Raw genomic sequence first — 26639 nt, 5'->3', positions numbered from 1 at the left:
TTATTTTTCTTCTTTTTTGATATTATTTACAAATTGTATAAAAAATACTAAAAATATTGATAATATAAATCCTGTCACAAAAGAAACTACAACGATAAGTGATTTTTTAGGTTTAATGGGATTTTCATTTACTAAAATACTTCCTACAACTTCACTATTCTTTAGATTATGTGGTAAAGAAAGATTTTCAAGTATTTTTTTTCTATCTAATAGCCTATTAATTTCAATATTTATAAGATTTTCTTTTTCTTCTACTAAATCATATAAATTTGATTTGTTTGAAATAATAGCATTTGAGATATCTCTTTTTTCCATAAGTTTAAGCGCAGATATAGATGGATCTAGTTTATTCATATTTTCTAGAGTTTTATTAACCAAAATCATTTGTTCTTCTAGGTTTAAAATATTTTGTTGATATAACTCTATCTTTTTTTCTATGTTTACAAGCTTATCATCTTCTATATTTTTTATACTCAAAGAGATATTTTTTAAATCAAACTCATTTTTTTCTTTTACATCATCTAGTAATTTTGTATGTTCACTTCTTATATATTCTATTACTTCATTCAGACCTTCTATCGCATCAGTATTCGATGAAGCTTCACTAGAAATCTCTATAAAATTTTTCATACCTTTTAAAGTAGTTATTTTAGTAATTTCAAACTCTTTATCTACGATATTTTTTCTTAAATCTATAAAAATAGTAGATAGTTTTTTTGATAAATTATCAACATTATCTATTGTTATATCTTGATTTGCTTCAGTCTTATACGTACCTATTTCAACTAAAGCCGTTACTTGATATATTGATGCTTTTAAACTTACATAAATTATCGATAATATTGTAATAATTGATGTAAATATAACTATAAAAATCTTTTTATTCCAAATAGTTTTAAATAATTCTCTTAAATCTATCTCATCTTCTTGTATATACTTTTCATTTTGCACAAATTTCCCCTTGAGTTATTTATAATATTTTAATTTGGCGACCCCAGCAAGATTCGAACTTGCGTGTTTAGGAGGAAATCCTAACGTCCTTGGCCACTAGACGACGGGGTCAAAGTAGACATTATATTTTATTTTTTGTTTTATTTTACTTAAAATGATAATAAAAAATCATCTACCTAATTTTTTTTAATTTCTTATTTTTTAACATATATATTTTAGAAGCTGTTGTTTCAAAAAAACCAAAATTATTTTCTACTATAACATCTGTATTTAAAAATGCAAAATCATACTCAAAATTACAAGAAGTTTTGTTTGCTGAAGTAGAATACAATATATCAAATTTATCTATAAAATCATAAAATTTTGAAGCATTATCAACAACTCGAAATGATTTTAAATTTGGATATATAAAAGTGGTTTTTTTACTATTTCTTACAAATTTTCTATGATATTTTGGAACTCTTGTAAAGTTATTTAATGTTTTAAAAGAATTCACAGTATGTAAAATTTTTTTTGATTTTTCTCTTTGTTTTAGCTTTGTCAGTTTTTCATCATTTGAAGATGAAAAACCGACTGTTGTATCTGTTTGTACTAGATAAACTAAGCTAGAGTTCATTAATAGTTTAAGAACTCTTGAATAGATTTTGGAGTTGAAACATCTTTAGTTTTCAGCTCTTTTATTGCTTCAGTTGCAGCATTTGCAGCAGCTACAGTTGTAAAATATGGAACATTCATTCTTAGAACCGCTCTTCTTATATCTTTACCATCATCTTTTGATGATTCTTGCTCTCCACTTGTATTAATAGCCATTGCAATATCACCATTTGTTAGTAAATCAGTGATATTTGGTCTTCCTTCACTCACCTTCAATACTTTTTCACAAGGTATACCAGCTTCAGATATAATTTTTTCTGTTCCACCAGTTGCACATATACTAAATCCATTATCATTTAATTCTTTTGCAATACGAGAAGCAAACTCTTTATCCAAATCACATAAAGAGATAAATACTTTTCCAGATTTTGGAAGTGAGTTTTTAGCAGCACTTTGAGATTTTGCAAATGCCATAGCAAAATTATCAGCAATTCCCATAACCTCACCAGTAGATTTCATCTCTGGACTTAAAAGTAAATCAGCACCTACAAGTTTATTAAATGGGAAAACAGACTCTTTTACTGCAACATGATTTTTAAGTTTTGGTTTTAAAACACCGTTATCTTCATAAACAATATCTCTATCATAAACTTTTAAAGCATCTCGTAAACTATGTCCCCACATAACTCTAGTTGCTACTTTTGCAAGTGGAATTCCTGTTGCTTTAGATACAAATGGTACTGTTCTACTAGCTCTTGGATTTACTTCAATTAAATATATTTCACCTTTGTGAATTGCATATTGAACATTCATCAATCCTACAACTCCAAGTCCTAAAGCCATATCTTTTGTTTTTACTTCAAGTTCTTTGATTAATTTGTCTTCTATACTAATTGGTGGTAATGAACAAGCTGAATCTCCTGAGTGAATACCTGCTTCTTCAATATGTTGCATAATTCCACCAATATATGCCTCTTTTCCGTCACAAATACAATCAACATCAAGTTCAATTGCTCTATCTAAGAATTTATCAATTAATACTGGTGCATCATTTGAAACTGAAACTGCTTCATCCATATATTGCTTTAACTCTTCAGTTGAATAAACTATTTTCATTCCTCTTCCACCAAGAACAAATGAAGGTCTAACTAATACTGGATAACCAATTTTTTCAGCTATTTTTATTGCTTCATCAATTTTTACAGCTGTTCCATTTTCTGGTTGTAAAAGTCCTATTTTTTCAACAAATGCAGAGAATTTTTTTCTATCTTCAGCTAAATCAATAACTTCAGCTGTTGTTCCTATGATTTTTGCTCCAATATTTGTTAAAGCATTTGCTAGTTTTAATGGAGTTTGCCCACCAAAATGTACTATAACACCATCTGGCTGCTCTTTTTCAACAACACTTCTTACGTGTTCAAAATCAATTGGTTCAAAATATAATACATCAGATGTATCATAATCTGTTGAAACAGTTTCAGGGTTGCAGTTATACATAATTGTTTTTACACCCATTTCAGTTAAAGCGAAACTTGCATGTACACAACAATAATCAAACTCTATTCCTTGTCCAATTCTATTAGGACCTCCTCCAATAATCATAACTTTTTTATCACTTGATTTTGGCTTTTCTATTTTTGGAATTTTTGTAACATTTGTAGTTGAATATAAATATTGATTTAAAGCTTTAAATTCTCCAGCACAAGTATCAACTTCATTATATTCGAAATCTATATCTAAAGACTTTCTTGCTTGATATACATCTTCTTCAGTTTTTCCAATGATATCTGCAATAAACTTATCGCTAAATCCATTTGATTTAACAGTTCTTAAAAGTTCTTCATCTTTTAAAATAGCTGGTGTCATAGCAAGTTCAAGTTCATAAAGTTCTCTAAACTTAGCTAAAAACCAAGGATCAATTTTTGATAATTCAAAAATTTCATCATTTGTTAAGCCTTCTCTCATACCTTGCATTAAGTATTGAAGTCTTTTATCATTTGGTCTATTTATTTCTCTTTTTATAGTTTCTAAATCTGCTTCAATTTTATCAAACCCACTTAAACCTGTTTCTAAAGAACAATAAGCTTTTTGGATACATTCATTAAAATTTCTTCCAATAGACATAACTTCACCAACAGATTTCATTGATGTTGTTAAAGTTGAGTTTGCTTTTGGAAACTTTTCAAATGTAAATCTTGGAACTTTTGAAACTATATAATCAACTGCTGGTTCGAAGCTAGCTAGTGTTCCAGTCATATCATTTACAATCTCATCTAAAGTAAATCCAACCGCTAAAAGTGTAGAAACCTTTGCTATTGGATAACCAGTCGCTTTTGAAGCAAGTGCAGAACTTCTTGAAACTCTAGGATTCATCTCAATTACAATCATTCTTCCAGTTTTTGGGCACATAGAAAATTGTACATTTGAACCACCACTATTTACTCCAATTTCTCTTAGAATAGCAAAAGAAGCTTCTCTCATAACTGCATACTCTTTATCTGTAAGAGTTAAAGCTGGTGCTATTGTTACAGAATCTCCTGTATGAACTCCCATTGGATCAAGATTTTCAATAGAACAAACTACAATACAATTGTCATTTGTATCTCTGATAATCTCCATTTCATACTCTTTCCAACCTAAAACTGATTCCATAATCTCAATTTCATTGATTGGTGAAGCATCAAGTCCAGCTTGTGCTAAAGCTTTAAACTCTTCCATATTATAAGCAACTCCACTTCCACCACCTGCTAGTGTAAATGCCGCTCTACTTATTACAGGAAAACCTATCTCTTTTGCAACTTTAACTGCCTCTTCTAGTGTATAAGCATTTTCACTTCTTGGTAAATCTAGTCCTATCTTTCTCATACATTCAGAGAAAAGATGTCTATCTTCACCTCGTTTGATAGCTTCTGGATGAACTCCTAAAAAATTTATACCTTCTAAAAGACCTTTTTCATACATTGATGTCGCAACATTTAATGCTGTTTGACCACCCATAGTAGGTAAAATAGCATCGATATTCTCTTTTTTAATTATATTTAAAACAACCTCTTCCGTAATTGGTTCAATATATGTTTTATCAGCAAATTCTGGATCTGTCATGATAGTTGCTGGATTTGAGTTAATCAATATAACTCTGTAACCAAGCTCTTTTAAAGTTTTAGTAGCTTGTGTTCCCGAATAGTCAAACTCACACGCTTGTCCTATAACAATTGGTCCTGAACCTATAAGTAAAATATTTTTTATATCTTCTCTTTTTGGCATAAACTTTCCTTTCGCTGATTTAAAATTTGGCAAGTTTATCGAAAAAGTGCTTAAGTTTTTGTTACATTTATAGTAGTTTTTGAGTAAATTTTGAATAATTTAAAATATAAAAGCTACTTGCTTCTATATTTTAATCTATGTTTAAGAATAATTAAAGTTACACCTATCAAAGTAGCAGCAAAAGATGCTAAGAAAATTCCTATTTTTATTGCAGAAATTACAACTTCATCTGTAAATGCTAAGTTTGCTATAAAAATCGACATTGTAAATCCAATTCCAGCTATAAATCCAACAGATAAAATTTCAAACCAAGAGATATTTGCAGGTTTTTTGATAAGTTTAAATTTTGTTGCAATATAAACAAAAGAAAAAATTCCTAAAGGTTTTCCAATTAAAAGTCCTAATGCAACTCCTAAAACAACCATCAAATGTTGTGTAACTGCTGTAAAATCCAATAAAACTCCTGCATTTGAAAAAGCAAATATTGGCATAACAAAGAATGCTGAAAAACCATGTAAATTGTGTTCTAATCTTATAAGTGGATTTTGAACCTTATCATATCCATAGGCAATTCCTTCTAAAGCATTTATTTGTCTATTATTCAAAATTGGGTTTTCATCTTTGTTTTTCTCAAACTCATCAAGACTAGATTTTGTTGTATCAATAAAATCTTTTTCATCCATTTTAGAACTAATTGGAATAGCAAAAGCTAACAAAACTCCAGCAATAGTCGCATGAACTCCTGTTTCGTGGATAAATACCCATAAAAATGCACCTAAAATCAAATATGGTAAAAGTTTTTTAACATCAAAATAGTTTAACAACCAAATTAAAGAGTAAACTACTGCAACATGAATAAAATATTCTAAATGTAATTCACTTGTATAAACTAAGGCCACAACCAAAATTGCTCCTAAATCATCAATTACAGCAAGAGCAACTAAAAAAAGTTTAACTAAAGGATTTACTCTTTTTCCTAAAAGCATCAAAATAGCTATAGCAAAAGCCGTATCAGTACCCATAGGAATACCAAATCCTATCATATTATCTGGATTAAAATATATATAAACTAAAGCTGGGACTATCATACCACCCAATGATGCTACAAATGGGAAAAATGCTTTTGTTGCTCCTGCTAATTCACCTATTAAAAACTCTCTTTTTATCTCTAAACTAACCATTAAAAAGAATAATGCCATCAAACCATCATTTATCCAAAGTCTCATTGGCATAGTTATAGTTTGACTTCCTAAAGCTAAACCAAAATCTTTATCCCAAAAATCAAAATACATAGATCCTAAATTTGAATTTGCTATAAATATTGCAAAAACCGTAACAAATATCAGTAAAAGCCCACTTAAAGCCTCTTTTGATATAAAAGTATCTATTACCCTACTTCTTTTTTGGATTTTACCACCTATTTCAATCATCTTTATTCACCGTATTAAAGATTAATTTTGCCTCATCCAAAAGTTTTTGTGCATTTTCTAGCTGATTAAGCCCATCTTTATAAAGTTTTAATGAATCACTAAGCGTGATTTGTGGGTTTGAAAGTTTTTCTAAAATCTCTTTTGCTTGTAATATTTTATCTTCAAAATTTATATTTTTTTCTTCCATTTAATGCTCCTTTAAAATATCTCTTATATGTTCTTCAAATTTATCAACTTCAACTAAAAAAGAGTCATGTCCACTAGAACTATCAACTAGCTTAAAAGTCACTTGCTCTTTTTTTCCTATTTTTATCATAATATCTCGTATTTCTTCCATCTCTTTTGGGAAAAACAACATATCATCACTAAATGCTATTAAGTGCAAATTCCCTTCTATTTTTAAAAAACTATCCTCTAACTTATCTTTATTTCTTCCCGCATCAAAAATATTTATTGTTTTACAAATATATAAATATGATAATGGATCAAAAAATTTTGGAAAACTATACGAATTATATTCAAGATATTTTTCTATTTCAAATCTTCCAAAAAGTTCATACAATCCATCTGTTTGAACATAATCTCTTCCAAATTTTTTATTAAAAAGTTCAGGGCTTAAATATGCTATAAGACCAGCCATTCTTCCAACTGCAAGACCAGGTAAACCTAAGGCTTGTAAATCATCTTGTTCATAATTTCCATTTTTAAACCTTGGGTCATGTCTTATAGCCTCAAGTGCAATCTTATTTATAGCAATAACCCAAGGTCTTGTATATGCTGTTGTTGCCATTGCAATATAATGTTTTGCAAAGGTTGGTTGTTCTATTGCATAACAAAGTACTTGCATACCTCCCATACTTCCACCAATAACTGCAATTGCATTTTTTATGCCTAACTTTTCATAAAGTTTCATTTGTGCTTTTACAATATCTGAAATTGTCAAAACAGGAAATTTTAATCTATACTCTTTTTTTGTAGCTGGGTCAATACTCATAGGACTTGTAGAGCCATAAGAACTTCCAATATTGTTTGAACAAATTACAAAATATTTTCTTGTATCTATAACTTTTCCATCTCCAATAAACTTATCCCACCAACCAGCTTTTGGTTCATTTTCATAACGTCCTGCTGCATGATGGCTTCCAGAAAGGGCATGACAAATAATAATTACATTTGATTTATCTTCATTTAATGTTCCATAAGTCTCATAAATAATCTCAAATTTCTCTAAAAGTCGTCCACTTTCAAGATATAAAGGTTCATTAAATTTCTCTATTTTTGTCTCTATCTTCAAATTTTATTCCAAATTTATTAGTTTTTTTAGTTTAGAGTTTATCAAAACTAATATAAAAAAGCCTTTTAGTAACAAAAAGTATATAAATTAATAAATATTTAAGAGAAATATCTATAAATATAAGTTAATTTTTATAAAATTATCATAAATTAAGGAAAGGCTATATATGAGCAAAATAAAAGAACTTGAAAATATTTTAAAAGATGATGTACTAATTGAAGTAAATGATGAGATAAAAGCAATAGAAAATATGCTACAAAAGAAACAGGATAAAGATTTAGAAATAGAACTTGAATATTATAAAGATATAAAAAAATTCTATGATGAAGCTTTAAATCAAATATCTAGAAATGAGTTAAGTGAGGAAGAAGCAAATAATATCTTACTAGATTTAGAAGATATGAGAGCTGATGAGGATGAAATATAATGTTTGAAGATTTTGAAACTTATGAAATTGTGAATATTTTAGGTCTAATTTTAGGACTTTTATTTGGTGCAATTGCACAAAAAAATCAATTTTGTTTTAGCGGTTCTATAAAAGATTATATTTTAGTAAAATCAACAAAAAGAGCTGCTTCAGTTCTAATGGCAATGATTGTTGCAATTATATCTACAACTATTGTAGTAAATATTTTTGATATTGATGTTACACAAAGTGCTTATTTCAAATCAAATATCAACTATTTTGCTATTATTTTGGGTGGATTACTTTTTGGTAGTGGAATGATGATTGCTGATGGTTGTAGTAGTAGAAGCATTGTAAAATTTGGACAAGGTGATTCAAATGCAATAATTACTCTTTTGTTTATAGCAATTTTTGCTTATGCTACAACAAAAGGACTTTTATATGGTATTTTCAATCCATTTATAAATAATGAATTTTTAATAGAAATTTCAAAAAATATAGAAAATTTTCAAGTAAATATTTTTGCTGTTTTAGCTGTTTTGATATTTATTTTAGCAATATTAATAAAAAAAGTAAAAAGAGTTTTTTCATTATATGATGGAGTGTTAATAGGGTTATTAGTAAGTTTTGCTTGGTTCATAACTGGTTATATAGGAAGTGAAAGTTTTGAAAGAACAATAGAACTTACTAGTATTAGCTTTGTATATCCTAGTGCAAAAACCTTAGAATTATTTACATATTATGAAGTAAATGAACTGTCTTTTGGTGTTTGCATAGTTATTGGGGCATTGATAGGAACTTATGTTTCATCTTTTTTTAATAAAAAATATAGCTTTGGTTGTACAGCAAATAAAAATTTAAATAAAGTAAAATATAATATGATTGGTGGAAGTCTAATGGGAATTGGTGGAATAATGGCAATTGGTTGTACAGTAGGACAAGGACTTAGTGGTCTATCGACTTTAGCATTTAGTTCATTTTTAGCAATTATTTCTATATTTATTTCAGGATATTTTACAGGGAAAATATTACATAAATACGATAAGCTTCCAATGTGTTTTATATTTGAATGGAATGATAAAGAAAAAGAAAAACCTATAAATTATGATATATAACTAAGGATTTAACTCCTTAGTTAAGAGAATATTCTACAGTATAACCTCTCATAAGAGGTGGAGTATCAAGAGTGCTTTCTGTTGATTCAACTTTAGCTGTTTCTAACTCTTCTTCGCCATCTTCTATATCTTCATCTTTGTTTTCATTTTTTGATTCAAATCCAGTTGCTATAATAGTAATTTTAACTTCATCTCTATCAAAAGTTGTATCTGTTGTAGTTCCAAAGATAATTTGTGCATTTATATCAACTCTATTATTAATTCTTGTCATAATATCTTCAATAGCAAATAAAGATATTTCAGGATTTATAGTAAAGTGTATTAAGATACCTTTTGCTCCATCTAAAGGAACTTTTTCAAGTAATGGAGAATTTATAGCATTTTCCAATGCTCTTATAGTTGCATCTTCTCCTTTTGCTTTACCAATTCCCATTAAAGCAATACCTCTATGCTTCATAATAGTTTTAACATCAGCAAAGTCGGCATTTATATCTGCTCCACTTCCTGGATTTAAAATAACCTGACTCATTCCATTTACAGCTTGATATAAAATATTATCAACTATTTTAAAAGCATTTCTTATACCAAAAGTTTCATCAACTGCTTCTTTTAGCTTATCATTTGCTATAACTATCAAAGAATCACTAACTTTTTTTAGTTCTTCAAGCCCTAAGTTTGCTAAACCAGCTCTCATTCGACCTTCAAAACTAAAAGGTTTTGTAACAACTGATACAGTTAAAGCTCCAACTTCTCTAGCAGCTTTTGCTATTATTGGAGCAGCACCCGTTCCAGTTCCTCCTCCAAGACCAGCAGCAACAAAAACAATATCTGCACCTTTTAAAGTCTCTTTTATCTCTTCATAACTTTCTAATGCTGAATTTCTACCAACTTCAGGATCCATTCCAGCACCAAAACCATTATTTATACTATGACCTAATTCAATCTTTTTAGGAGCTTTTGAAACATGAAGTACTTTTAAATCTGTATTTGCAACAATCAAATCAATCATATGAGTACCTTCATCAATCATATGATTAATCATATTACAACCACCTCCACCAACTCCAATAACTGCAATTTTTGGAAGGTTATTTGACAATGCCTTTGTAGGCATCTTTTCTGTTACAGTAATATCATCTATTCTAAATAAATTGTTATTTTCCATTAAAACCACTCCGATAATTTATTCCAAACACTAGATATACCTTTTTTCTTATTTTTTTCCAAAGGCTCTAAAATTGTTGTTTCGTTACTTCTTATTCTCATATCAGGAGAATGATTTCCTTGATTAGATTGATTATTTATAGTAGAAATTGATATTTTTTCTATAGTTTTACCTTTTCTAATAGGACGAATAAGCTTTTTACTAGAATCTAATTGATAACCTCTATTTATTCCTAAAGCAAACATAATAAGTCCAACAACAGTTGATTGACTTGGTTCATCGAAACTAATTCTAAAAGAATTTGGAAGATTTTTAGGAGTTGCAACAGATACTGGAATTCCTTCAAAAATCTTTTTAGTAAGATCTTTTATTCCACCAAGTTCACTCATTCCTCCAGTTAATACTATTCCAGAACCAATATTATCTAGTAAAGCATTCTTTTTTAACTGATTTTTTACTAAAACTATTATCTCTTCAACTCTTGCATGAATTATAGTTTGAATATAATCAAGTGCAACTTCAGAAAAATTTTCTTCATCATCAATTCTAGGAATTGTAACTTTAGATGGCCCTAAATCTCCATTACCAGAATAATCTTTTACTAAAGAACCATAATCAATTTTTATCTTTTCAGCAGAAGTTATAGGAGTGTGTAACATAACAGATAAGTCATTTGTAATATTTTTTGAACCAACAGGAATAAATCCATTATAGATAATAGAATTCCCTTTGAAATATACAAATTCTGTTGTTGTAGCACCAATATTTATAACAACCGCACCTATTTTCTTTTGTTGGTCGTCTAAAACAGCCAAAGATGAAGCATAAGAGTCTAAAACAAATCTTACATCATCTATTCCAAAAACTTTTAAAGCTGATTTTATATTTATAAGTGCATTTCTTTTTGCAGTTACTATATAAACTGCAACTTCTAATCTACTTCCATTCATAGAAATTGGATTATCAACCTCTTCTTCATCAACTCTAAAAAACAATGGAATTACATGTACAACTTCGTATTCAGGAAGAATTATAGAGTTTGATAATGCCATTTGCATAGCTTGATTAATATCTGATTCTGTTACAAGTCCATTTGGAATATTAACTGCTCCACTTCCTTTTATACCCTTTGTATAGTTACCTGAAATTGATACAACAGTTGTTCCTATTGCTTCTGTTACACTCTCTTTTGCTTTTAAAATAGCATCTTTAATAGTTCTTGAAGCATCTTCAATATTTGTTATTAAACCTTTATTTACTCCAATACTTTCTTGAGTACCAAAACCTAAGATATCAACACTATTATCTAAATCATATTTTGGTTTAGAAATAACTGCTGTTGTAGCACTAGAACCAATATTTATTGTTAAAAATATATCATTTATATTATTCAATTGCTACTCCTTTGTCGTTTCTATAGATGTTTTTATCTTAAAGCTATTTTCAAGTTTTTTAAGAAGATTTGACATTAAATCACCTTCTTGAATTTGTCTTATTTCATCTTTTATAAAATTATCTTTTGATTTATCATAATCTACCATTTTTGAGTTATTTACTCTATATAAAACAGCTTTTGAACCAACTCTAATAACAGACTCTTTTTGTGCACTAGCAAATAATTGATTTAAAAACTCAATAGATTCTTTTTCGTTTAATCCTTGAATTTTAGAAGCACTAGAACGATTAATTCCAGATACATCAGTACCTTTAAAATCTTTTAATTGGTTTTGTGCAGTTTCATCGAGTTTTTTAGATTTTAAATCTTTTGTTAAATCAATTAATAATTTATCTTTTGCATCTTCATAAGATAAAACAGAAGATGGATTTATTTTTGCTAATTTTACTATATAAAATTTATCATTTTCAAAAAATGGTTTTATAATTTCTGTATTTTTTGCTTCTTTAATTCTTTCTATATTTTCAGCTATAAAAGGTAATTTACTATCTTCAACAGTTATTTTTTTATCAAAATTATCTTCACCTTTTTTAAGATTTAAGTATAAAGTCAAAGCTTCTCTTTTTGTAAAGTTCTCATCTAAATCTTTAATTACTTGTGCTTTAGCTTCTTCAAAAGATTTCAATTTTCCATCTTCAAATTTATAATCACTCTTAAACTTTTCATAATGAGTTTGTATCTCTTCTTCAGTAGAATTTGCTGATTTTAAAGCCAACTCTTTTATCTCTAAATCATAAGATATTTCACTTTTATAAAAGTTTTTATTCTCTTCATAAAACTTTTTTGTATCATCTTCATTTGCAACAACTTGCATATCATCTAAATTTAAAATTTTATAAGTTATATCATCTTCAATAAATAATAACTTACTAATATTTTCAACTTCATTAGCTGTTGGCTCGATATTAAATAGTGCTTGAATCTTTTGAAATAAAATAGAACTTTTTAAACTCTCTTCGAAATCTTTTGGATTCATTCTATTTTGGTTTAAAAGTTTTATATATTTATCTTTATCAAATATTCCATCTGTTTTAAACTCTTCATAGTTTATTAGTTCTCTTGCTATCTCTTCTTGAGTCACAATCAAACCTAAATCGCTTCCATAAGCCATAATCAAGTTTTTTTGTAAAAGTTGAGAAAATGCAACATCACTTAATCTTAATTGTTCTGCCAACTCCTTATTAAATGAATTTCCAAAAAGTTGTGCATATTGAGAATATAGTTTTGAATACTCTTGATTATATTCATCTATTGTAACCTCTTTATCTCCTACAACTGCAACTACTCCACCTTTTGAACCATAATCATAAGAGCCCCAACCAACAAATCCAGCTCCAACAAATGCTATCGTACTAATCCAAATAGTAATAACTAACCACTTTTTATGCCTTTGCATCCAAGTTATCATAAAATTAAATCCTCTAAATTTTTTTTAGATTAGATGATACAAAAAAGTTGCTTTTATGTTATTTAAACGATTATCGTTTCTACATTTTTTGAATTAGTTATCTTACTATTTTTACTCAACAAATCATTTATAATAGATTCTCGTATTGTAACTTCTATTTTTTTACAAGCACTTTTAAATGCTTCATCTTCTCCAACTATAAAACACATCTTTTTTGCTCTTGTAATTGCAGTATAAAGTAGCTTTGTATTGTGCATAATATAGTGCGAAAAACTCATAGGAATAAGTGCATTTTCATACTCCATTCCTTGTGTTTTATGTATAGTTAAACAATATGCCAAAGATAAAAGATTTTGAATATAATCAAAGTCATAAAACACTACCATATCATCATTTGGATATAAAACTATACATTTTTGTTCATCAAAATCAAGTTTTATTATAAGTCCTAATTGTCCATTGTAAACACGTCTTTCCATATATTCACTAGAGTTACTTTTATACATACTCATAGTTTGTGCTTTCATATTTTCATTTTTAGTATGAATTACCTTATCAGTTAGTTTATACTCAAACTCTTTTATCTTTAAGCTTTTTGATTTAGTATGATTAAACAATCTTTGAAGTTCAATATTCAGATTTTCAACTCCTAACATTCCACCTTTCATAGGTGTAATAACTTGAAACAAAGTTAAAGCTTTGGATATATCTTTATTTTTTATATGTTCATAATATTGTTGTATATAATCACTTGAAATATTTAAAATATTATTCAAAATATATTCGCTATTTTCACCTCTAATATTTGAAAATTCATTTGAACTTAAAGAGTTTTTTCGTGAATAATAGTTTGAAATAGAGACATCAACAAATCTGAAATCTTCATATTCATCTTTATAATTTGGCAATTCACCTTTTCTTATATCGTTGGCTATTACTGCTATTGCTTGATTTTCATTTTGTCTATAAATTTTTGTAAGTTTACAAATAGGAGCAAGTTCATATTTTATAGCATCTGCTAGTATATTTCCTGCTCCAATAGCAGGAAGTTGTCCATCATCTCCAACAATGATAAAAATTGTATCATCATCTATTTTTGAGATAATTTGATAAAAAGTAACTGAATTTACCATAGAAGCCTCATCAAGTAAAATGGCTTTATATGGAAAAAAATCTTTCTCTTTATGCTTAACTAATAAACTTTGAATAGTTGAAGAGTTATATCCTGTTGTATCGCTTATTCTTTGACTTGCAATTCCACTTAAAGCAATAGTCATAATGTCATCATAACTCATAATCTCTTCAAGAAGTTCAAGGATTGCTCTACTTGAAGTTGATTTTCCTGTTCCTGCGTAACCTATCAAAAATAGAGTTTTTTCACCACTATTTATAAGTTCAACCGCTTTTTTTTGCTCTTCACTTAAAGAAAATCCCAAAGTATTCTCTTTTTTTGCTAAATAATCATCAAAATGTTCGATTATTCTTCTATTTTTTTCATCTTTTCTTCTATTGAAAAAATCTAAAATATTTTTTTCAGCAAAATATAGCATTGAAGGGGCTAGCCTATTCTCTTTTGTTGTATATACTTCCTCTTTTGAAAGCATTTCAATTATAACTTCTTCATACAAATGCTCTTCGTTTACAAATCTTAAATTATCATCCAAAAGTTTGTATAAGTGAAATTTATCTATTGATGAATTTCCATTGTTATCACAAAACTCTCTTAGAGTGTAGTTTACACATGCTCTTATTCTAAAAGGAGATTTTGGATCAATTCCCAAAGCTTTTGCTATCTCATCTGCTCGTTTAAACCCTATTCCTTTTATATTTATCAAAATATATGGATTATTTTTTATTTTTTCTATTAGATTATCAACTTCACTAAATGTTGCATAAACTTTAGTAATTAGGTTTGAAGTTACTCCAAATTTTCCTAAAAAACTTCCTAACTCTCTTAAGTGCTTAAATTTATGCCAAGAATCGACAATATTTTTTAATTTCTTCTCTTTTATACCTTTAAATTTGAGTAATTCATTTGGATTCTTTTCTAAAATCTCTATCAAACCATCTTCATTATATTTATCCAAAATCTCATTTGCTGCTTTTTTTGTAAAACCTTTCACAATTTTTGTTAAAAAGAAAAAAAGTTCATGCTCTTTTACTTGCAAAGTATCAAACTCAAATTGAACACCATATTTGTTATGTGTTGCCCAGTTTCCACTTAGAAGTATCTCTTCTCCTACAATTTTTTCAATATCAGCATCAAAATATGTTCCACAAATCTTTTGATTGTTCTCTAAAACTGCTATTATATACTTTGTTTCATCATTCTTGTAAAGAACTTTTTTCAAAACTCCACTTAAATTGTATTTTTTCTCTTCTTTAATATCCATCATCAAATCTATCTTTTTTATGTTTATCTTTTTTATATCGGCTTTTATTTTTCTCTTTTTGTAATAAATTTGCATCTTTTAAAAGTGTTGCTCTTTCATCTTCAAAATTATCACTTGGATTTTTTACAAAATTCATACTCTTTTCTATAAAAAGATTAAGAGTTATATAATAATCAGTATATAGTTCCACTTTAGGAGTTTTAGTCATATCTTCATAGTTTTTAAAAGTCCTTTTGATGAATACATCTTTATCAAAATTTTCAAGTTTCAATAAAGCAATTGTTCTAGTAAAAAATTTCTCAACAACTCTTATATATCGTATTCTTAACTGCTTTTCATTTAGCTCAAAATTCATTCAATAGCTCTTTTAAGTTCTCTATTGGTCTTGCAATAACTACTTTTTGCCCTTTTATGATAATTGGGCGTTGAATTAAAATAGGATTTTGAACCATTATATCGATAAGTTTTTCTTCATCATTTTCATTTTCTAAATTCAAAGTTATATACAGCTCTTCATTGTCCCTGATTAACTCTTTTGCTTTTATATTTAACTTTTTTAAAACATCTTTTAGTTCATCTTTTGTTGGAGAATCTTCTAAATAATTTCTAACTTTTGCTTTAATATCTTTCTTATCTAATAACTCCATAGCATCTTGCGATTTTGAGCAGTTTTGATTGTGCCAAATTTGAATATCTTGCATAAAATACCTTTTTTATAAAGTCTTTTATTATATCCAAATATTTTTTATAGTAGATATAATATTACAAATTGTAATATTTTGTTTTATATCCTTAAGTATAAAGAGAGCCAAAACTCTCTTTATTTTAAATATTCTTAAAACTCCATTTTCATAGAAAAGGCAACAGTTCTTGGATCTCCTAAAACGGAACTACTTGCCCAATAATCTTTATCAGTTAAATTTTGTACATTAACTATAAAAGTTGTTGGATATTTATCTATTTTTGTTTTATATCTAAGTCCAGCATCAAATAGTGTATATGATGGTACATAATTAGTATTTATTTCATTACCATATTTTTTACCAGTATAATATGCTCCACCAGTTACTGTTAGTCCTTTAAGGAATGGTATATTATATTCTGCATATATTTTTGCCATTTTTGAAGCTGCATTTGTTGGTTTTTTACCTTTTATATTTCCATCACTCCAATGTGTTGTATTTTTAACATTCAAATCCATCAAAGTTCCTCCACCAAATATTGTTAGATTATCTGTAACTTTTCCAGTAGCAGTTAATTCTAATCCTTGATGTATTTGTTCACCATTTTGAGTGTAAGTTGGTAAAGAAATTGGAGAATGCTCTTCATAAAAATTTGCTTTTTCAATTCTAAAAAGTGCTCCTGTTAATAAAACGCTTTCATTTAGATTATATTTTGCTCCAACTTCATACTGTTTACTTACATATGGAGCTAATACTTCACCTCTATTTGCATAAGTATCTCCAACAATAGTTCCTTGTTCTAAACTTTCCATATATGTAGCATAAGTTGTCAAATCTTCAATTGGTTTATAAATAAGTGATAAAGTTGGTGTCAACTCTGATTCATCATATTTAGAAGATAAACTACCATTATTTGTTCCACCAACTGAATTATGATAGTTTTCGTTAATAGCAGTTGCATAATTAACTCCTACCATAGCACTCCATTGCTCATTAAAAGTTATATCATCACCTATTAATATATTTTTATATATTGTATCTCCTCTTTTTACTTTAGGATAAGTACCTAGAGTCCCTTTACTTGACCAATTTGGTTTTGCTGTATTTTTAGATTGTTCTAAAGTAACACCTGTTTGTGTATGACCTAAGAATCCATCAGCAGAAATAGAAAAATCTGAATAATTTTCTGAATACCCAAAAGTTAATAAATGCTCAGTATTTAAAAGTGAAAATTCACTATCTAAGAAAATATTTCCTCCATAACTACTAGTATCTCGTTCACCATAATTCCAAAAATTTTGATTATATAAACCATTTCCTAAATAATTTAATCCAGATGTTATTAAGTTATAAGTTCCATCTTCATAAAAAGCTGACGTTCTTAAAGTAAAAATATCATTTATTGCCCATTTTAAACTAGCTATAACTCTATCATGCTCTTTCTCATCATAAGCCCAATCTGGTTTATATTGCTTTCCAACATCAAGATTTGGGTTCTTTCCTGAAAAGCCACCAAATGATACTTCATTATTACTTTTATAGTATCTATGATTGTATTTAATATCTGCATATACATTATTTGTAATTTGCCAATCTAAAGCAACACTTGCAACTTTTTGTTCTTTATCTATATTGTTTATAGGAGTTTCTCCATCTTGGTACATCAAGTTTACTCTATAACCAAACTTACCTTTTTCATCAAACTTTCCACCTAAATCAATATGTCCATAGTATTGCTCTCCACCATAATTTCCAATAGTGATATTTCTTAAATCTTTTTGTGTTGGTGATTTAATAACATAATTAACTGCTCCTCCAACTCTTCCACCACCATATAAAAATCCTGAAGTACCATTGATAATTTCAACTCTTTCAATCTCTTCCATACTCATAGAACTCATACCTAAAGCATATGGTATACCGTCTATTACAGACGCACTTCCAGAAAATCCTCTTAAAGAAACATTAACTGTATCCATATATGTTCTTCCTAAATCTTGAGTAAGAGGATTCATTTTAAAAATTTGTGACATATTTACTGCCAAACTATTTTCAATAAGTTCTTGAGGGATTACAGTCATTGAGTAGGGAGTATCTTGTAGTTTTCTATCATTCCAAATTCCGATACCTTTTGTTTCTTCTACAAGGTAGCCTGAATCAGCTGTTCCATTTTTATAATTAGAACTAGAAACAGAAATTTCATCTAGTACAGTAGTATTACCAAAGTTTTGGTATTTTGGTTTTTCTATTATATATATTACACCATCTTCTTCTATAGCTTTTAAATCATTTGGATTTAATACACTATTTAAACTATCTAATACCGTACCCCCCCCCCGAAACTTAACTTTTGCGAATCTATACTTTTGTCTTTCAAGTTATTTGCTTTTGATATATAACTCACATTATATCTCTTTACTATATTCTCTACTGCTTCTTGCAAACTTATATTTTTTGCATTTGCAAAAGAACTTCCTAACATCAATGATGTTACAACTGACATGAAAACTCTATTTTTCATCTTACACCCTTTATATTAATTTTGAGAATTTGTTTCTCTATATAGTAAGACGATTAACTTCAAAAAAATGGACAACTTTTACAAAAGAATTTTCAAATTTGTTGCTTGGAGTTACCTTTTGTAACAAAAATGAGATTATATTTAATGTAAGCATTAAATATTACAGTTTATATTTGATAGCAAAACTTTAAATTTCTATACTATAAGAACAATAAAATTCTTCATTTGTTTCTAAAGATACAATTCCTTTTTTATCTTCTATATTTTGATTTGTATTTTTTTTATCAGCTATTCCAAACCATGGTTCTATACAAATAAAAGGAGCATCATTTGGTTTTGACCAAATACCTAAATAAGGAAAGTTATCAAATTTTACTTTTACCATACTTTTGTTCTCTGTACTTTTTAAAGTAATTTGTTTGATATTAAAATCATTAAAAACTAAAGCATCATCTTTAAATAAATCTTTATCAAAATACAACTTACTATTTTCAAGTTTCAAATCTTGATTTTTATAAATCAAACCTTTTTCATCTAAAAAATATCTTTTTGTAGTTTTTATATCTTCAAACTCCAAAAAATCACCATTTTGAGTATTAAAAGCAGGATGAGCACCTATTGAAAAGTACATCATATCATCGCTTTTATTTTTCACTTTATATGAGATAATCAAACTATTTTTATCTAATTTATAACCAATATTTAACTCAAAAAAGAAAGGATAAAACTCCAAACTTTTTTCATCATTTTTCAGTTGAAACTCTATAAAATCAGTTTTATTTTGTATAACTTCAAACTCTTTATCTCTTGCAAAACCATGTTGAGAAAGAGTGAATTTTTTATTTTTATAAAAATAACTATCCTCTTTTAGTCTTCCAACTATTGGAAAAAGTATAGGCGAGTGCCTAGCCCAATATTTAATATCACCTTGCCAAATATACTCAAAGTTTTCATCACACTTTTTTAAACTATTTAATTCTGCTCCAAAAGATTTGATTTGTGCTTTTATAAAACTATTTTTTATTTCATAGTTCAATCTATAATCCCTTTTATTTTTAAAGCTTCTAAAGTTATAGCTTTTCTTTTTGCTAAATCTTCTTTTGTTTTTGTGTCGATATTTAAAGCAAAAAACCAAACATCAGTTTTTGTTTCAACATAGCCAACATACCAACCATATTTTCCTTCCCAACCAGTTTTTGCAAATATTTTATAATTCAAATTACTCTCATCAAGCATTATCTCTTTTAAAAGATTTATATCATCTTTTTTAAATGGTAAATCATTTTTATAAAACTTCTTTAAAAAATCTATTTGCCCAAAAGCTGTTATTTTTAAACTCTCATCTAACCAAAAATCAGCAACATCATCGCCTATTGTTCTATTTCCATAATCAAGTTCTTTTAAATAATCTTTATACTTTTCAACTCCTATTTTTGAAGCAAACTCTTTATAGCACCAAACACAAGAACTTTTAAAAGCTGATTGTAAAGTTTGGTTTTTATTCCAAGAGTCAAACTCTCTTATTTTTTTATCCCAAATAATCAAAGAATCTTTATTTACAACACCTTCATTTAAAGCTACCAATGTATTTGGAATTTTGAAAGTTGAAGCAGGTGAAAAAGATGTATTTGCTCGTTTATCATTGTAAATATCTACTTTCTTTGTATTTAACGACTCTATTATTATTGTTCCATCAACACCATATTTTTTAAATATTTTTTCAAGTTCTATATCATTTGCCACTAAATTTACTGAAAATAATAAAACTATAACTAATTTTACAAATTGCATTTTATATCCTTTTTATCACTATTTTTGGAATTCTAACAAAATATTATTCAATTAATATAAATCAAATAATTCTTAAAACTTATTTTAAATATTATATATAAAACTTTAAAGTCTATTTTAAACTTTTATGTTAATATATAAAAAACATTTAAAGGTATTTTATGATTAGATATATTCAAAATAAACAAATCCGAAATATTACTGCTGTAAATTTAGACTTTATAAGAGAACAATATCTTTTAAAACTTACTTCAAAAAATAGACTTGTAGGACTCATTGGACAAAGAGGAGTGGGGAAAACTACTCTTTTACTTCAATATCTAAAACAAAACTTTAAGCCTTTTGAATATCTATATTTTAGTGCAGACGATGTTTATATTATCAATAGTTCTATTTATGATATAGCTGATGAATTTGTAAAGCTTGGTGGAAAAATAATCGTAATTGATGAAATACATAAATACCAAAATTGGGCAAATGAAATAAAAACTATATATGATAGTTTTCCTGAACTTATCATCCGATTTAGTGGCTCTTCAATGCTAAATATCCTAAATGAAAAATTTGATTTAAGCAGAAGATGTGTGATAAGTTATGTAAAACCTCTAAGTTTTAGAGAGTTTTTAAAACTAAGCGAAAATATCAATATTTCTCAACTATCTTTTGAAGATATTTTAAATAATCACAATGCATTAAGTAGCACATTAGCCTTAGAAAATCCAACTTTATATAAAAGTTTTTTGAAATACCTGCAAATAGGCTTTTATCCATTTTTTATAGAAGATGAAGTGGAATACAAAAATAAACTTTTTAATGCGTGTGAAAAAATCATCAATGAAGATATTCCTTCTTTAAATAAGATAGAATATACTCACTTAAGTATTTTTAAAAAATTTATAGCCAAACTAATTTATGCAAAAGTACCTTTTAAAGTAAATATAGCTGAACTTTGTAGAGAATTTGGAGTTTCTCATCCTACACTTGCAACATATTTGGAGATTTTACAAAATTCAAAACTAATTAAACCTATCAAAAAACAGTCAAATAATATCTCAAAAAAACCAGAGAAATTACTCTTTGGAAACACAAATTTACTTTATACCTTTGCTGATGAATTTGGTGTTGAAGTTGATATTGGAACTGTAAGAGAGGCTTTTTTTGCAAGTTGCTTTGATACGATTTATTATAGTGATATTGGAGATTTTAGTGTAGATGGATATATCTTTGAAATTGGTGGAAAAAATAAAAAATTCACTCAAATCAAAGATACTTCAAACAGTTATCTAGTTATAGATACCGACTATACTATGGAAAAAAACAAAATCCCACTTTGGCTTTTTGGGCTTTTATATTGATAGATAAAATAGCAAAAACTATAACTAATTTTACAAATTGCATTTTATATCCTTTTTATCACTATTTTTTAAAATTCTCATAGAATTAAATATTGCTAGAAGTGCAACACCTACATCAGCAAAAATTGCCTCTTTCATACCAATTATTGCATCTGCTCCTAAGATTAGAAATGCAACTTTTACACTCATAACAAATATGATATTTTGATACACAATAGTTTTTGTTTTTTTAGCTATTTTTATAGCATCACTAATCGCATTTAAATTATCATTTAAAACTATTACATCAGCTGATTTTATAGCTAAATCACTTCCAACACCACCCATAGCAAAACCTATATCAGAATTTGCTAAAGTTGGAGCATCATTTATTCCATCACCAACAAAAGCTGTAGTTTTAGCAGTTTTAAACTTAATTTCTTCATAAATCTTTAGCTTATCTTGTGGTAAAAGTTCATATTTTACCTCATCAATTCCTAAATCTTTTGCAACTTCTAAAGCAACTTCTTTTTTATCACCTGTTAGCATAAAAGTTTTTAAAATATTCAATTTCTTTAACTCTTCTATAAAATTTTTTGCTTCAGATTTTACTATATCACTTACAACTATATATCCCACAAATTTTGAATTTATTGCAACATAAACAACATTTAAACTATCTTCAATTTTTTCTAATTTTACACCAAATTTTTCAAGTAGTCTTTCATTACCAACCAAAATATCGCTATTTAAAACTTTTGCTTTCATTCCTAAACCACTTATTTCTTCATTAAAACTAACTTCTTTTAGATTTAACTCTTTATTGTAAGCTTTTACTATTGATTTTCCTATGGGATGAGTAGAAAAACTCTCAACTAAAGCACAATTTTTAAGTAGTTCATCTTCGCTTATTCCAAAAGATTTTATTTTTGTAACTTCAAAAACCCCTTTTGTTAAAGTTCCAGTTTTATCAAAAACTATATTTTCAATCTCAGTCAATTTTTCTACATAGTTTGCACCTTTTACTAAAACACCTTTTTTAGAAATAGCACCAATAGCACTAAAAAATGACAATGGAACAGATACAACTAAAGCACAAGGGCAAGATATAACCAAAAATACCAATGCTCTTTCAATCCAATCTGAAAAATTTGCATTTTCTATAAAAAGTGAAGGTAAAAATGCCAAAAGTACTGCAAGAAGTACAACTATTGGAGTGTAAACTCCAGCAATTTTTGATATAAGTTTTTCTGCATTTGCCTTTTTTGAACTTGCATTTTCTATTAATTCAATAATCTTTGCAATTGTTGAATCTTTATACAAAGATGTTACTTTAATATATGAAGCATTTGAGATATTGATAAAACCACTTAAAACATTTTCATTTGCTTTTAAAGTTTTTGGTTTAAACTCTCCTGTAATTGCACTTGTATCAAAAGAACTATTGTCAATTAAAACTCCATCAACAGGTACTTTTTCTCCAACTTTTACCAATATCGTATCTCCTATTTTTACATCTTCGGGAGATTTTTGAACTATTTGGTCATTTTCTTGTACATTTGCAAATTCTGGCTTTATATCCAATAAAGAGTTAATACTATCTCTTGAATTATTAACTGCAACTCCTTGGAACATCTCTCCTACTTTATAAAAAATCATAACAGAGATTCCTTCTACAAAATCGCCCAATAAAAATGCTCCAATAGTAGCTATGGACATTAAAAAATACTCATCAAAGATTTTTCCAGTTTTGAAGTTTTGAAAAGCTTTGTATAAAACATCATAAGCAACCAAAATATAGGCTATCAAATATCCTACAATTTTGTAATCATTTGGTAAATAGTTATATGATATGAATGTTAAAACAATAGATATTATAGTTAGTAAAAGAAGTTTTTTATCCAGAAGCTGCCAAAAAGTTCTTTGTGTGTTTTTATCATCTTCTACAATAATAACTTCTTTTTCTATTTTTTGTATCTCTTTTTCTATTTTTCCCAATAAATCATCTTTGCTATTTTTCTCAAAAGTCAATGTTGATGTTGAAAAATTGAGTTTGACATTTGAAAGTTCTTCCATATTATTTAAAGCTTTTTCTATTTTTAAAGCACAAGAGGCACAATCCAAATTTTTTAATTTAACTTTTTTCATTTTTAACCTTTTGTAATGTGTTCAAGTCCCATATCATAAATTTTTTTGATATGTTCATCGTTGAGTGAATAATAAACCCACTTCCCCACTTTTTTTGATTTTATAATTTTTGCATTTTTTAAAGCTTTTAATTGATGAGAAATAGCTGACTGGCTCATATTTAAAAGTTCACTTATTGCTCCAACACAAAGTTCTTCTTCTTGTAAAACAGAAATTATTTTTATTCTAGTTGTATCAGCAAAGGCTTTAAAAAGTTCTGCTACATCATAAAGTATCTCTTCCTCAACTAAATTTTCCTTTGCTCTATCAAACTCTTTTGAATAATCACAACATCTATCTTTCATTTCTATTACTCCACCAATAAATTATTATATGAATATATGAACAGATAATCATATATAAAAATTTATTAAAGCTACATAAAGATATAATCACCAAAAATAAAAAGGATTTTTATGCAATATATAGAAACATCAAATAAAAGTGTTCAAGAAATAGTGAATGCTATAAAAGAGATAGCTTCAAAATATAGTTTTGGAGTTCAACATATCTACAATTTACAAGAAACTTTACAAAATAAAGGGAAAAATCTTGATGAAGAGTGCCAAATAGTAGATATTTGTAATCCAAACTTTGCAGAAACTTTTTTAAATGAAGATATATCTTTATCTTGTATTTTACCGTGTAAAATTGCAGTTTATACAAAAGATAAACAAACTCATATTGTATTAAACTCTTTAGCTCAATTAGTAGATGATATAAATCCAGATTTAACAGATATCGCAATAGAAGTTCAAGAACAACTTTTAGCAATAATAGATGAAGTAAAATAATCAAAAGATGAATATAGATAAAAACTTTTTAGAACTAATTACTCATAATAATACTACTTTAAATGAATCACAATTTAATATTTTAGGATTATCAAAAGATAATCCTAATTGGCAAGAGTTGGCACTACAAAAAGATATATCAAAAAATGATATAAATTTACTTATGCTTTTAAAAGGTGATTTTACTAAAAATATTCAAGAACAAATCATAAAAAATTATCATACAGTTTTAGAACACAACAATATAAAAGCAAAAGTTTATACTCCAACAATCAAAGAAGAAAATCAAAATATAGAAGATGAAAAAGAACATATAAAAATCTATTGTGATGGTGCTTGTAGTGGAAACCCTGGAAATGCTGGAAGTGGACTTGCAATTTACTCAAATAATAAAAATCCAGTTTTACTTTATGGTGCTTTTATAGAAAATGGTACAAATAATATAGCTGAATTAAATGCTTTACTTAAAGCTTTGATTATCGCTTCGCAAACAAAAAGTGAAAATAAAATCTCTATTTTTGCAGACTCAAAATATGCAATAGATTGTATTACAACTTGGGCTTACTCTTGGAAGAAAAATGCTTGGAGTAAAAAAGGTGGTGAGATAAAAAATCTTGAACTTATCCAAGAAGCACACTATTTATATGAAAAAATAAAAAATAAAATAGAGATAATTCATGTAAAAGGACATAGTGGAGTAGAAGGAAATGAACTAGCTGATAGAATGGCTGTAAATGCTATAAAAGAGAAAAATGAAGCTTTTGCTACATATAATTATGAAAAAATAGAAGAAGTTTTATCACTTAAATCTTATTAAGTGGCTTTTTGATAATATCTTATATATTAAAATTCAAGGGACAATGAATGGTTGAAAAAAAAGGTTCAATACTATCAGTTAGAGAAGATATAAAAGTTTTTGATTGTACAATCAGAGATGGTGGATTGGTGAACAACTACCATTTTAGCGATGAGTTTGTAAAAGCTCATTATGAAGCTTGTCTTGCAGCTGGTGTTGATTATATGGAAATTGGGAAAAATGTATCTCCGACTATTATGAGTGAAGCTGAATATGGAGCTTGGAATTTCTGTAAAGAAGAAGATATAAGAAGAATTGTTGGTGAAAATAAAACAAATATGAAAATCGCTGTTATGAGTGATATTGGAAGAAGTTTAAAAGAAGAACTTAGACCAAAAAATGAGAGTGTAGTTGATATGATAAGAATAGCAACTTATATTCACCAAATCCCTGCAGCCATTGAATTAATAGAAGATGCACATGCAAAAGGTTATGAAACAACAGTAAATATCATGGCTATTTCAAAATCTTTTGATGATGAACTTGATGAAGTTTTAGAGCAACTATCAAAAACAAATGTTGATGTTATTTATATAGCTGATAGTTTTGGTTCTTTTTATCCTGAACAAATCAAAAAATTAACTGAAAAATACCTAAGTTTTGCACAAAAAACTGGTAAAAAAGTAGGTATTCATGCACATAACAATCTTCAATTAGCTTATGCAAATACTTTAGAAGCTATGATTTATGGTACAAGTTTCCTTGATGTTACTATCTCAGGACTAGGACGTGGTGCAGGAAACTGTCCACTTGAACTTTTAATTGGTTTTTTAAAAAATCCAAAATATAAACTAACTCCTGTTTTAAAATTTATTGAAGAGTATATAGTTCCACTTGAAAAAGAACTTGATTGGGGATATAGTATTCCTTATATGATAACTGGTCAACTAAATGAACATCCAAGAGCTGCTATGAAAGCAAGAGATGAAAAAGATACTAAATATAGAGAGTTTTATAAAAATCTAACAACTGAATAAAAAAGGTTATAAAACCTTTT

At 27.4% G+C, this 26639-nt stretch carries 24 protein-coding genes and 1 tRNA gene; 6 read left to right on the top strand and 19 right to left on the bottom strand.

Features of this window, described 5'->3' with window-relative positions; all coding sequences use genetic code 11:
- The 7 genes from ACNSOS_RS11235 to metX all read right to left on the bottom strand — a co-directional run bounded on the left by ACNSOS_RS11235 (position 1) and on the right by metX (position 7533).
- A complete protein-coding gene (locus tag ACNSOS_RS11235; protein ID WP_418185363.1) occupies positions 1 to 951 on the bottom strand; it encodes a Wzz/FepE/Etk N-terminal domain-containing protein in 951 nt (316 codons plus the stop codon).
- Between the two features lie 35 nt (positions 952 to 986).
- Positions 987 to 1062: transfer RNA gene (locus ACNSOS_RS11230), tRNA-Glu, on the bottom strand.
- A gap of 61 nt (positions 1063 to 1123) precedes the next feature.
- Complete coding sequence (locus ACNSOS_RS11225; RefSeq protein WP_418185362.1) at positions 1124 to 1567, bottom strand: Sua5 YciO YrdC YwlC family protein; 444 nt, start codon at positions 1565 to 1567, stop codon at positions 1124 to 1126.
- A complete protein-coding gene (gene carB / locus ACNSOS_RS11220; protein WP_418185361.1) occupies positions 1567 to 4809 on the bottom strand; it encodes a carbamoyl-phosphate synthase large subunit in 3243 nt (1080 codons plus the stop codon). Before carB ends, ACNSOS_RS11225 begins: the two co-directional genes overlap by 1 nt.
- A 113-nt stretch (positions 4810 to 4922) precedes the next feature.
- Entirely contained in the window at positions 4923 to 6239 is a 1317-nt protein-coding gene (gene nhaA / locus ACNSOS_RS11215; RefSeq protein ID WP_418185360.1) for a Na+/H+ antiporter NhaA, read from the bottom strand.
- Entirely contained in the window at positions 6232 to 6426 is a 195-nt protein-coding gene (gene xseB, locus ACNSOS_RS11210; RefSeq protein WP_113894163.1) for an exodeoxyribonuclease VII small subunit, read from the bottom strand. Before xseB ends, nhaA begins: the two co-directional genes overlap by 8 nt.
- Positions 6427 to 7533: a homoserine O-acetyltransferase MetX gene (gene metX / locus ACNSOS_RS11205; protein WP_418185359.1), complete on the bottom strand. Its 1107-nt coding sequence runs from the start codon at positions 7531 to 7533 to the stop codon at positions 6427 to 6429.
- A 166-nt stretch (positions 7534 to 7699) separates the two neighbouring features.
- Between metX and ACNSOS_RS11200 the strand changes: the two genes are divergently transcribed.
- Positions 7700 to 7960, top strand: coding sequence for a hypothetical protein (locus ACNSOS_RS11200; RefSeq protein ID WP_113894167.1), 261 nt, complete (start codon positions 7700 to 7702; stop codon positions 7958 to 7960).
- Positions 7960 to 9054: a YeeE/YedE family protein gene (locus ACNSOS_RS11195; RefSeq protein ID WP_113894169.1), complete on the top strand. Its 1095-nt coding sequence runs from the start codon at positions 7960 to 7962 to the stop codon at positions 9052 to 9054. Before ACNSOS_RS11200 ends, ACNSOS_RS11195 begins: the two co-directional genes overlap by 1 nt.
- Before the next feature lie 16 nt (positions 9055 to 9070).
- Here the strand turns inward: ACNSOS_RS11195 and ftsZ are convergent, their stop codons facing one another.
- From ftsZ to blaOXA, 10 genes are all read right to left on the bottom strand, one after another.
- The gene (ftsZ, locus tag ACNSOS_RS11190; protein ID WP_113894171.1) at positions 9071 to 10219 is read right to left on the bottom strand and encodes a cell division protein FtsZ; all 1149 of its coding nucleotides are present in this window, start codon (positions 10217 to 10219) and stop codon (positions 9071 to 9073) included.
- Positions 10219 to 11613, bottom strand: coding sequence for a cell division protein FtsA (gene ftsA, locus ACNSOS_RS11185; protein WP_418185358.1), 1395 nt, complete (start codon positions 11611 to 11613; stop codon positions 10219 to 10221). Before ftsA ends, ftsZ begins: the two co-directional genes overlap by 1 nt.
- A gap of 3 nt (positions 11614 to 11616) precedes the next feature.
- Complete coding sequence (locus ACNSOS_RS11180) at positions 11617 to 13083, bottom strand: SurA N-terminal domain-containing protein (RefSeq protein ID WP_418185357.1); 1467 nt, start codon at positions 13081 to 13083, stop codon at positions 11617 to 11619.
- Between the two features lie 62 nt (positions 13084 to 13145).
- Positions 13146 to 15479, bottom strand: a complete 2334-nt coding sequence (locus tag ACNSOS_RS11175) for an AAA family ATPase (protein WP_418185356.1) — start codon at positions 15477 to 15479, stop codon at positions 13146 to 13148.
- On the bottom strand, positions 15466 to 15831 hold the full coding sequence (locus ACNSOS_RS11170; RefSeq protein WP_113909884.1) for a hypothetical protein: 366 nt from the start codon (positions 15829 to 15831) through the stop codon (positions 15466 to 15468). Before ACNSOS_RS11170 ends, ACNSOS_RS11175 begins: the two co-directional genes overlap by 14 nt.
- Positions 15821 to 16177 (bottom strand): arsenate reductase (glutaredoxin), encoded by a 357-nt coding sequence (arsC, locus tag ACNSOS_RS11165; RefSeq protein WP_418185355.1) that lies wholly within the window; start codon positions 16175 to 16177, stop codon positions 15821 to 15823. Before arsC ends, ACNSOS_RS11170 begins: the two co-directional genes overlap by 11 nt.
- A gap of 134 nt (positions 16178 to 16311) precedes the next feature.
- Positions 16312 to 18240, bottom strand: coding sequence for a TonB-dependent receptor (locus ACNSOS_RS11160; RefSeq protein WP_418185354.1), 1929 nt, complete (start codon positions 18238 to 18240; stop codon positions 16312 to 16314).
- A gap of 236 nt (positions 18241 to 18476) precedes the next feature.
- Positions 18477 to 18680, bottom strand: coding sequence for a hypothetical protein (locus tag ACNSOS_RS11155; RefSeq protein ID WP_418185353.1), 204 nt, complete (start codon positions 18678 to 18680; stop codon positions 18477 to 18479).
- 187 nt (positions 18681 to 18867) lie between these two features.
- On the bottom strand, positions 18868 to 19716 hold the full coding sequence (locus ACNSOS_RS11150) for an aldose 1-epimerase family protein (RefSeq protein WP_418185352.1): 849 nt from the start codon (positions 19714 to 19716) through the stop codon (positions 18868 to 18870).
- Complete coding sequence (gene blaOXA / locus ACNSOS_RS11145; RefSeq protein ID WP_418185351.1) at positions 19713 to 20471, bottom strand: class D beta-lactamase; 759 nt, start codon at positions 20469 to 20471, stop codon at positions 19713 to 19715. Before blaOXA ends, ACNSOS_RS11150 begins: the two co-directional genes overlap by 4 nt.
- A gap of 161 nt (positions 20472 to 20632) precedes the next feature.
- Between blaOXA and ACNSOS_RS11140 the strand changes: the two genes are divergently transcribed.
- Positions 20633 to 21826, top strand: a complete 1194-nt coding sequence (locus ACNSOS_RS11140) for an ATP-binding protein (protein WP_418185350.1) — start codon at positions 20633 to 20635, stop codon at positions 21824 to 21826.
- A gap of 30 nt (positions 21827 to 21856) precedes the next feature.
- Here the strand turns inward: ACNSOS_RS11140 and ACNSOS_RS11135 are convergent, their stop codons facing one another.
- The gene (locus tag ACNSOS_RS11135) at positions 21857 to 23953 is read right to left on the bottom strand and encodes a heavy metal translocating P-type ATPase (protein ID WP_418185349.1); all 2097 of its coding nucleotides are present in this window, start codon (positions 23951 to 23953) and stop codon (positions 21857 to 21859) included.
- Between the two features lie 2 nt (positions 23954 to 23955).
- Positions 23956 to 24297 (bottom strand): ArsR/SmtB family transcription factor, encoded by a 342-nt coding sequence (locus ACNSOS_RS11130; RefSeq protein WP_113894197.1) that lies wholly within the window; start codon positions 24295 to 24297, stop codon positions 23956 to 23958.
- Positions 24298 to 24408: 111 nt separating this feature from the next.
- Here ACNSOS_RS11130 and ACNSOS_RS11125 point away from each other — a divergent pair, with 111 nt between their 5' ends.
- Genes ACNSOS_RS11125 through ACNSOS_RS11115 form a run of 3 tightly spaced genes read left to right on the top strand, consistent with a single transcriptional unit; the run spans position 24409 to position 26619 of the window.
- Positions 24409 to 24786 (top strand): DUF302 domain-containing protein, encoded by a 378-nt coding sequence (locus tag ACNSOS_RS11125; RefSeq protein WP_418185348.1) that lies wholly within the window; start codon positions 24409 to 24411, stop codon positions 24784 to 24786.
- Positions 24787 to 24793: 7 nt separating this feature from the next.
- Complete coding sequence (locus ACNSOS_RS11120; protein WP_418185347.1) at positions 24794 to 25603, top strand: ribonuclease HI; 810 nt, start codon at positions 24794 to 24796, stop codon at positions 25601 to 25603.
- A gap of 47 nt (positions 25604 to 25650) precedes the next feature.
- Positions 25651 to 26619 (top strand): aldolase catalytic domain-containing protein, encoded by a 969-nt coding sequence (locus ACNSOS_RS11115; protein ID WP_418185346.1) that lies wholly within the window; start codon positions 25651 to 25653, stop codon positions 26617 to 26619.
- Positions 26620 to 26639: the final 20 nt, after the last annotated feature.

Source organism: Aliarcobacter vitoriensis (assembly GCF_048320235.1).
In the GTDB taxonomy this organism is placed as follows: Bacteria; Campylobacterota; Campylobacteria; order Campylobacterales; family Arcobacteraceae; genus Aliarcobacter; species Aliarcobacter vitoriensis.
This window is presented reverse-complemented; position numbering and strand designations above follow the sequence as displayed.

Bases quoted from the DNA above. Each gene is read 5' to 3' on its own strand.
- ACNSOS_RS11180 (WP_418185357.1), bottom strand. From the start codon at position 13,083: ATGATAACTTGGATGCAAAGGCATAAAAAGTGGTTAGTTATTACTATT.
- ACNSOS_RS11225 (WP_418185362.1), bottom strand. From the start codon at position 1,567: ATGAACTCTAGCTTAGTTTATCTAGTACAAACAGATACAACAGTCGGT.
- ACNSOS_RS11135 (WP_418185349.1), bottom strand. From the start codon at position 23,953: ATGAAAAAAGTTAAATTAAAAAATTTGGATTGTGCCTCTTGTGCTTTA.
- carB (WP_418185361.1), bottom strand. From the start codon at position 4,809: ATGCCAAAAAGAGAAGATATAAAAAATATTTTACTTATAGGTTCAGGA.
- ftsZ (WP_113894171.1), bottom strand. From the start codon at position 10,219: ATGGAAAATAACAATTTATTTAGAATAGATGATATTACTGTAACAGAA.
- ACNSOS_RS11195 (WP_113894169.1), top strand. From the start codon at position 7,960: ATGTTTGAAGATTTTGAAACTTATGAAATTGTGAATATTTTAGGTCTA.
- ACNSOS_RS11200 (WP_113894167.1), top strand. From the start codon at position 7,700: ATGAGCAAAATAAAAGAACTTGAAAATATTTTAAAAGATGATGTACTA.
- ACNSOS_RS11140 (WP_418185350.1), top strand. From the start codon at position 20,633: ATGATTAGATATATTCAAAATAAACAAATCCGAAATATTACTGCTGTA.
- ACNSOS_RS11170 (WP_113909884.1), bottom strand. From the start codon at position 15,831: ATGAATTTTGAGCTAAATGAAAAGCAGTTAAGAATACGATATATAAGA.
- ACNSOS_RS11115 (WP_418185346.1), top strand. From the start codon at position 25,651: ATGGTTGAAAAAAAAGGTTCAATACTATCAGTTAGAGAAGATATAAAA.
- ACNSOS_RS11160 (WP_418185354.1), bottom strand. From the start codon at position 18,240: ATGACTGTAATCCCTCAAGAACTTATTGAAAATAGTTTGGCAGTAAAT.
- ACNSOS_RS11120 (WP_418185347.1), top strand. From the start codon at position 24,794: ATGAATATAGATAAAAACTTTTTAGAACTAATTACTCATAATAATACT.
- arsC (WP_418185355.1), bottom strand. From the start codon at position 16,177: ATGCAAGATATTCAAATTTGGCACAATCAAAACTGCTCAAAATCGCAA.
- ACNSOS_RS11130 (WP_113894197.1), bottom strand. From the start codon at position 24,297: ATGAAAGATAGATGTTGTGATTATTCAAAAGAGTTTGATAGAGCAAAG.
- ACNSOS_RS11125 (WP_418185348.1), top strand. From the start codon at position 24,409: ATGCAATATATAGAAACATCAAATAAAAGTGTTCAAGAAATAGTGAAT.
- ACNSOS_RS11175 (WP_418185356.1), bottom strand. From the start codon at position 15,479: ATGATGGATATTAAAGAAGAGAAAAAATACAATTTAAGTGGAGTTTTG.
- ACNSOS_RS11155 (WP_418185353.1), bottom strand. From the start codon at position 18,680: ATGAAAAATAGAGTTTTCATGTCAGTTGTAACATCATTGATGTTAGGA.
- blaOXA (WP_418185351.1), bottom strand. From the start codon at position 20,471: ATGCAATTTGTAAAATTAGTTATAGTTTTATTATTTTCAGTAAATTTA.
- xseB (WP_113894163.1), bottom strand. From the start codon at position 6,426: ATGGAAGAAAAAAATATAAATTTTGAAGATAAAATATTACAAGCAAAA.
- nhaA (WP_418185360.1), bottom strand. From the start codon at position 6,239: ATGATTGAAATAGGTGGTAAAATCCAAAAAAGAAGTAGGGTAATAGAT.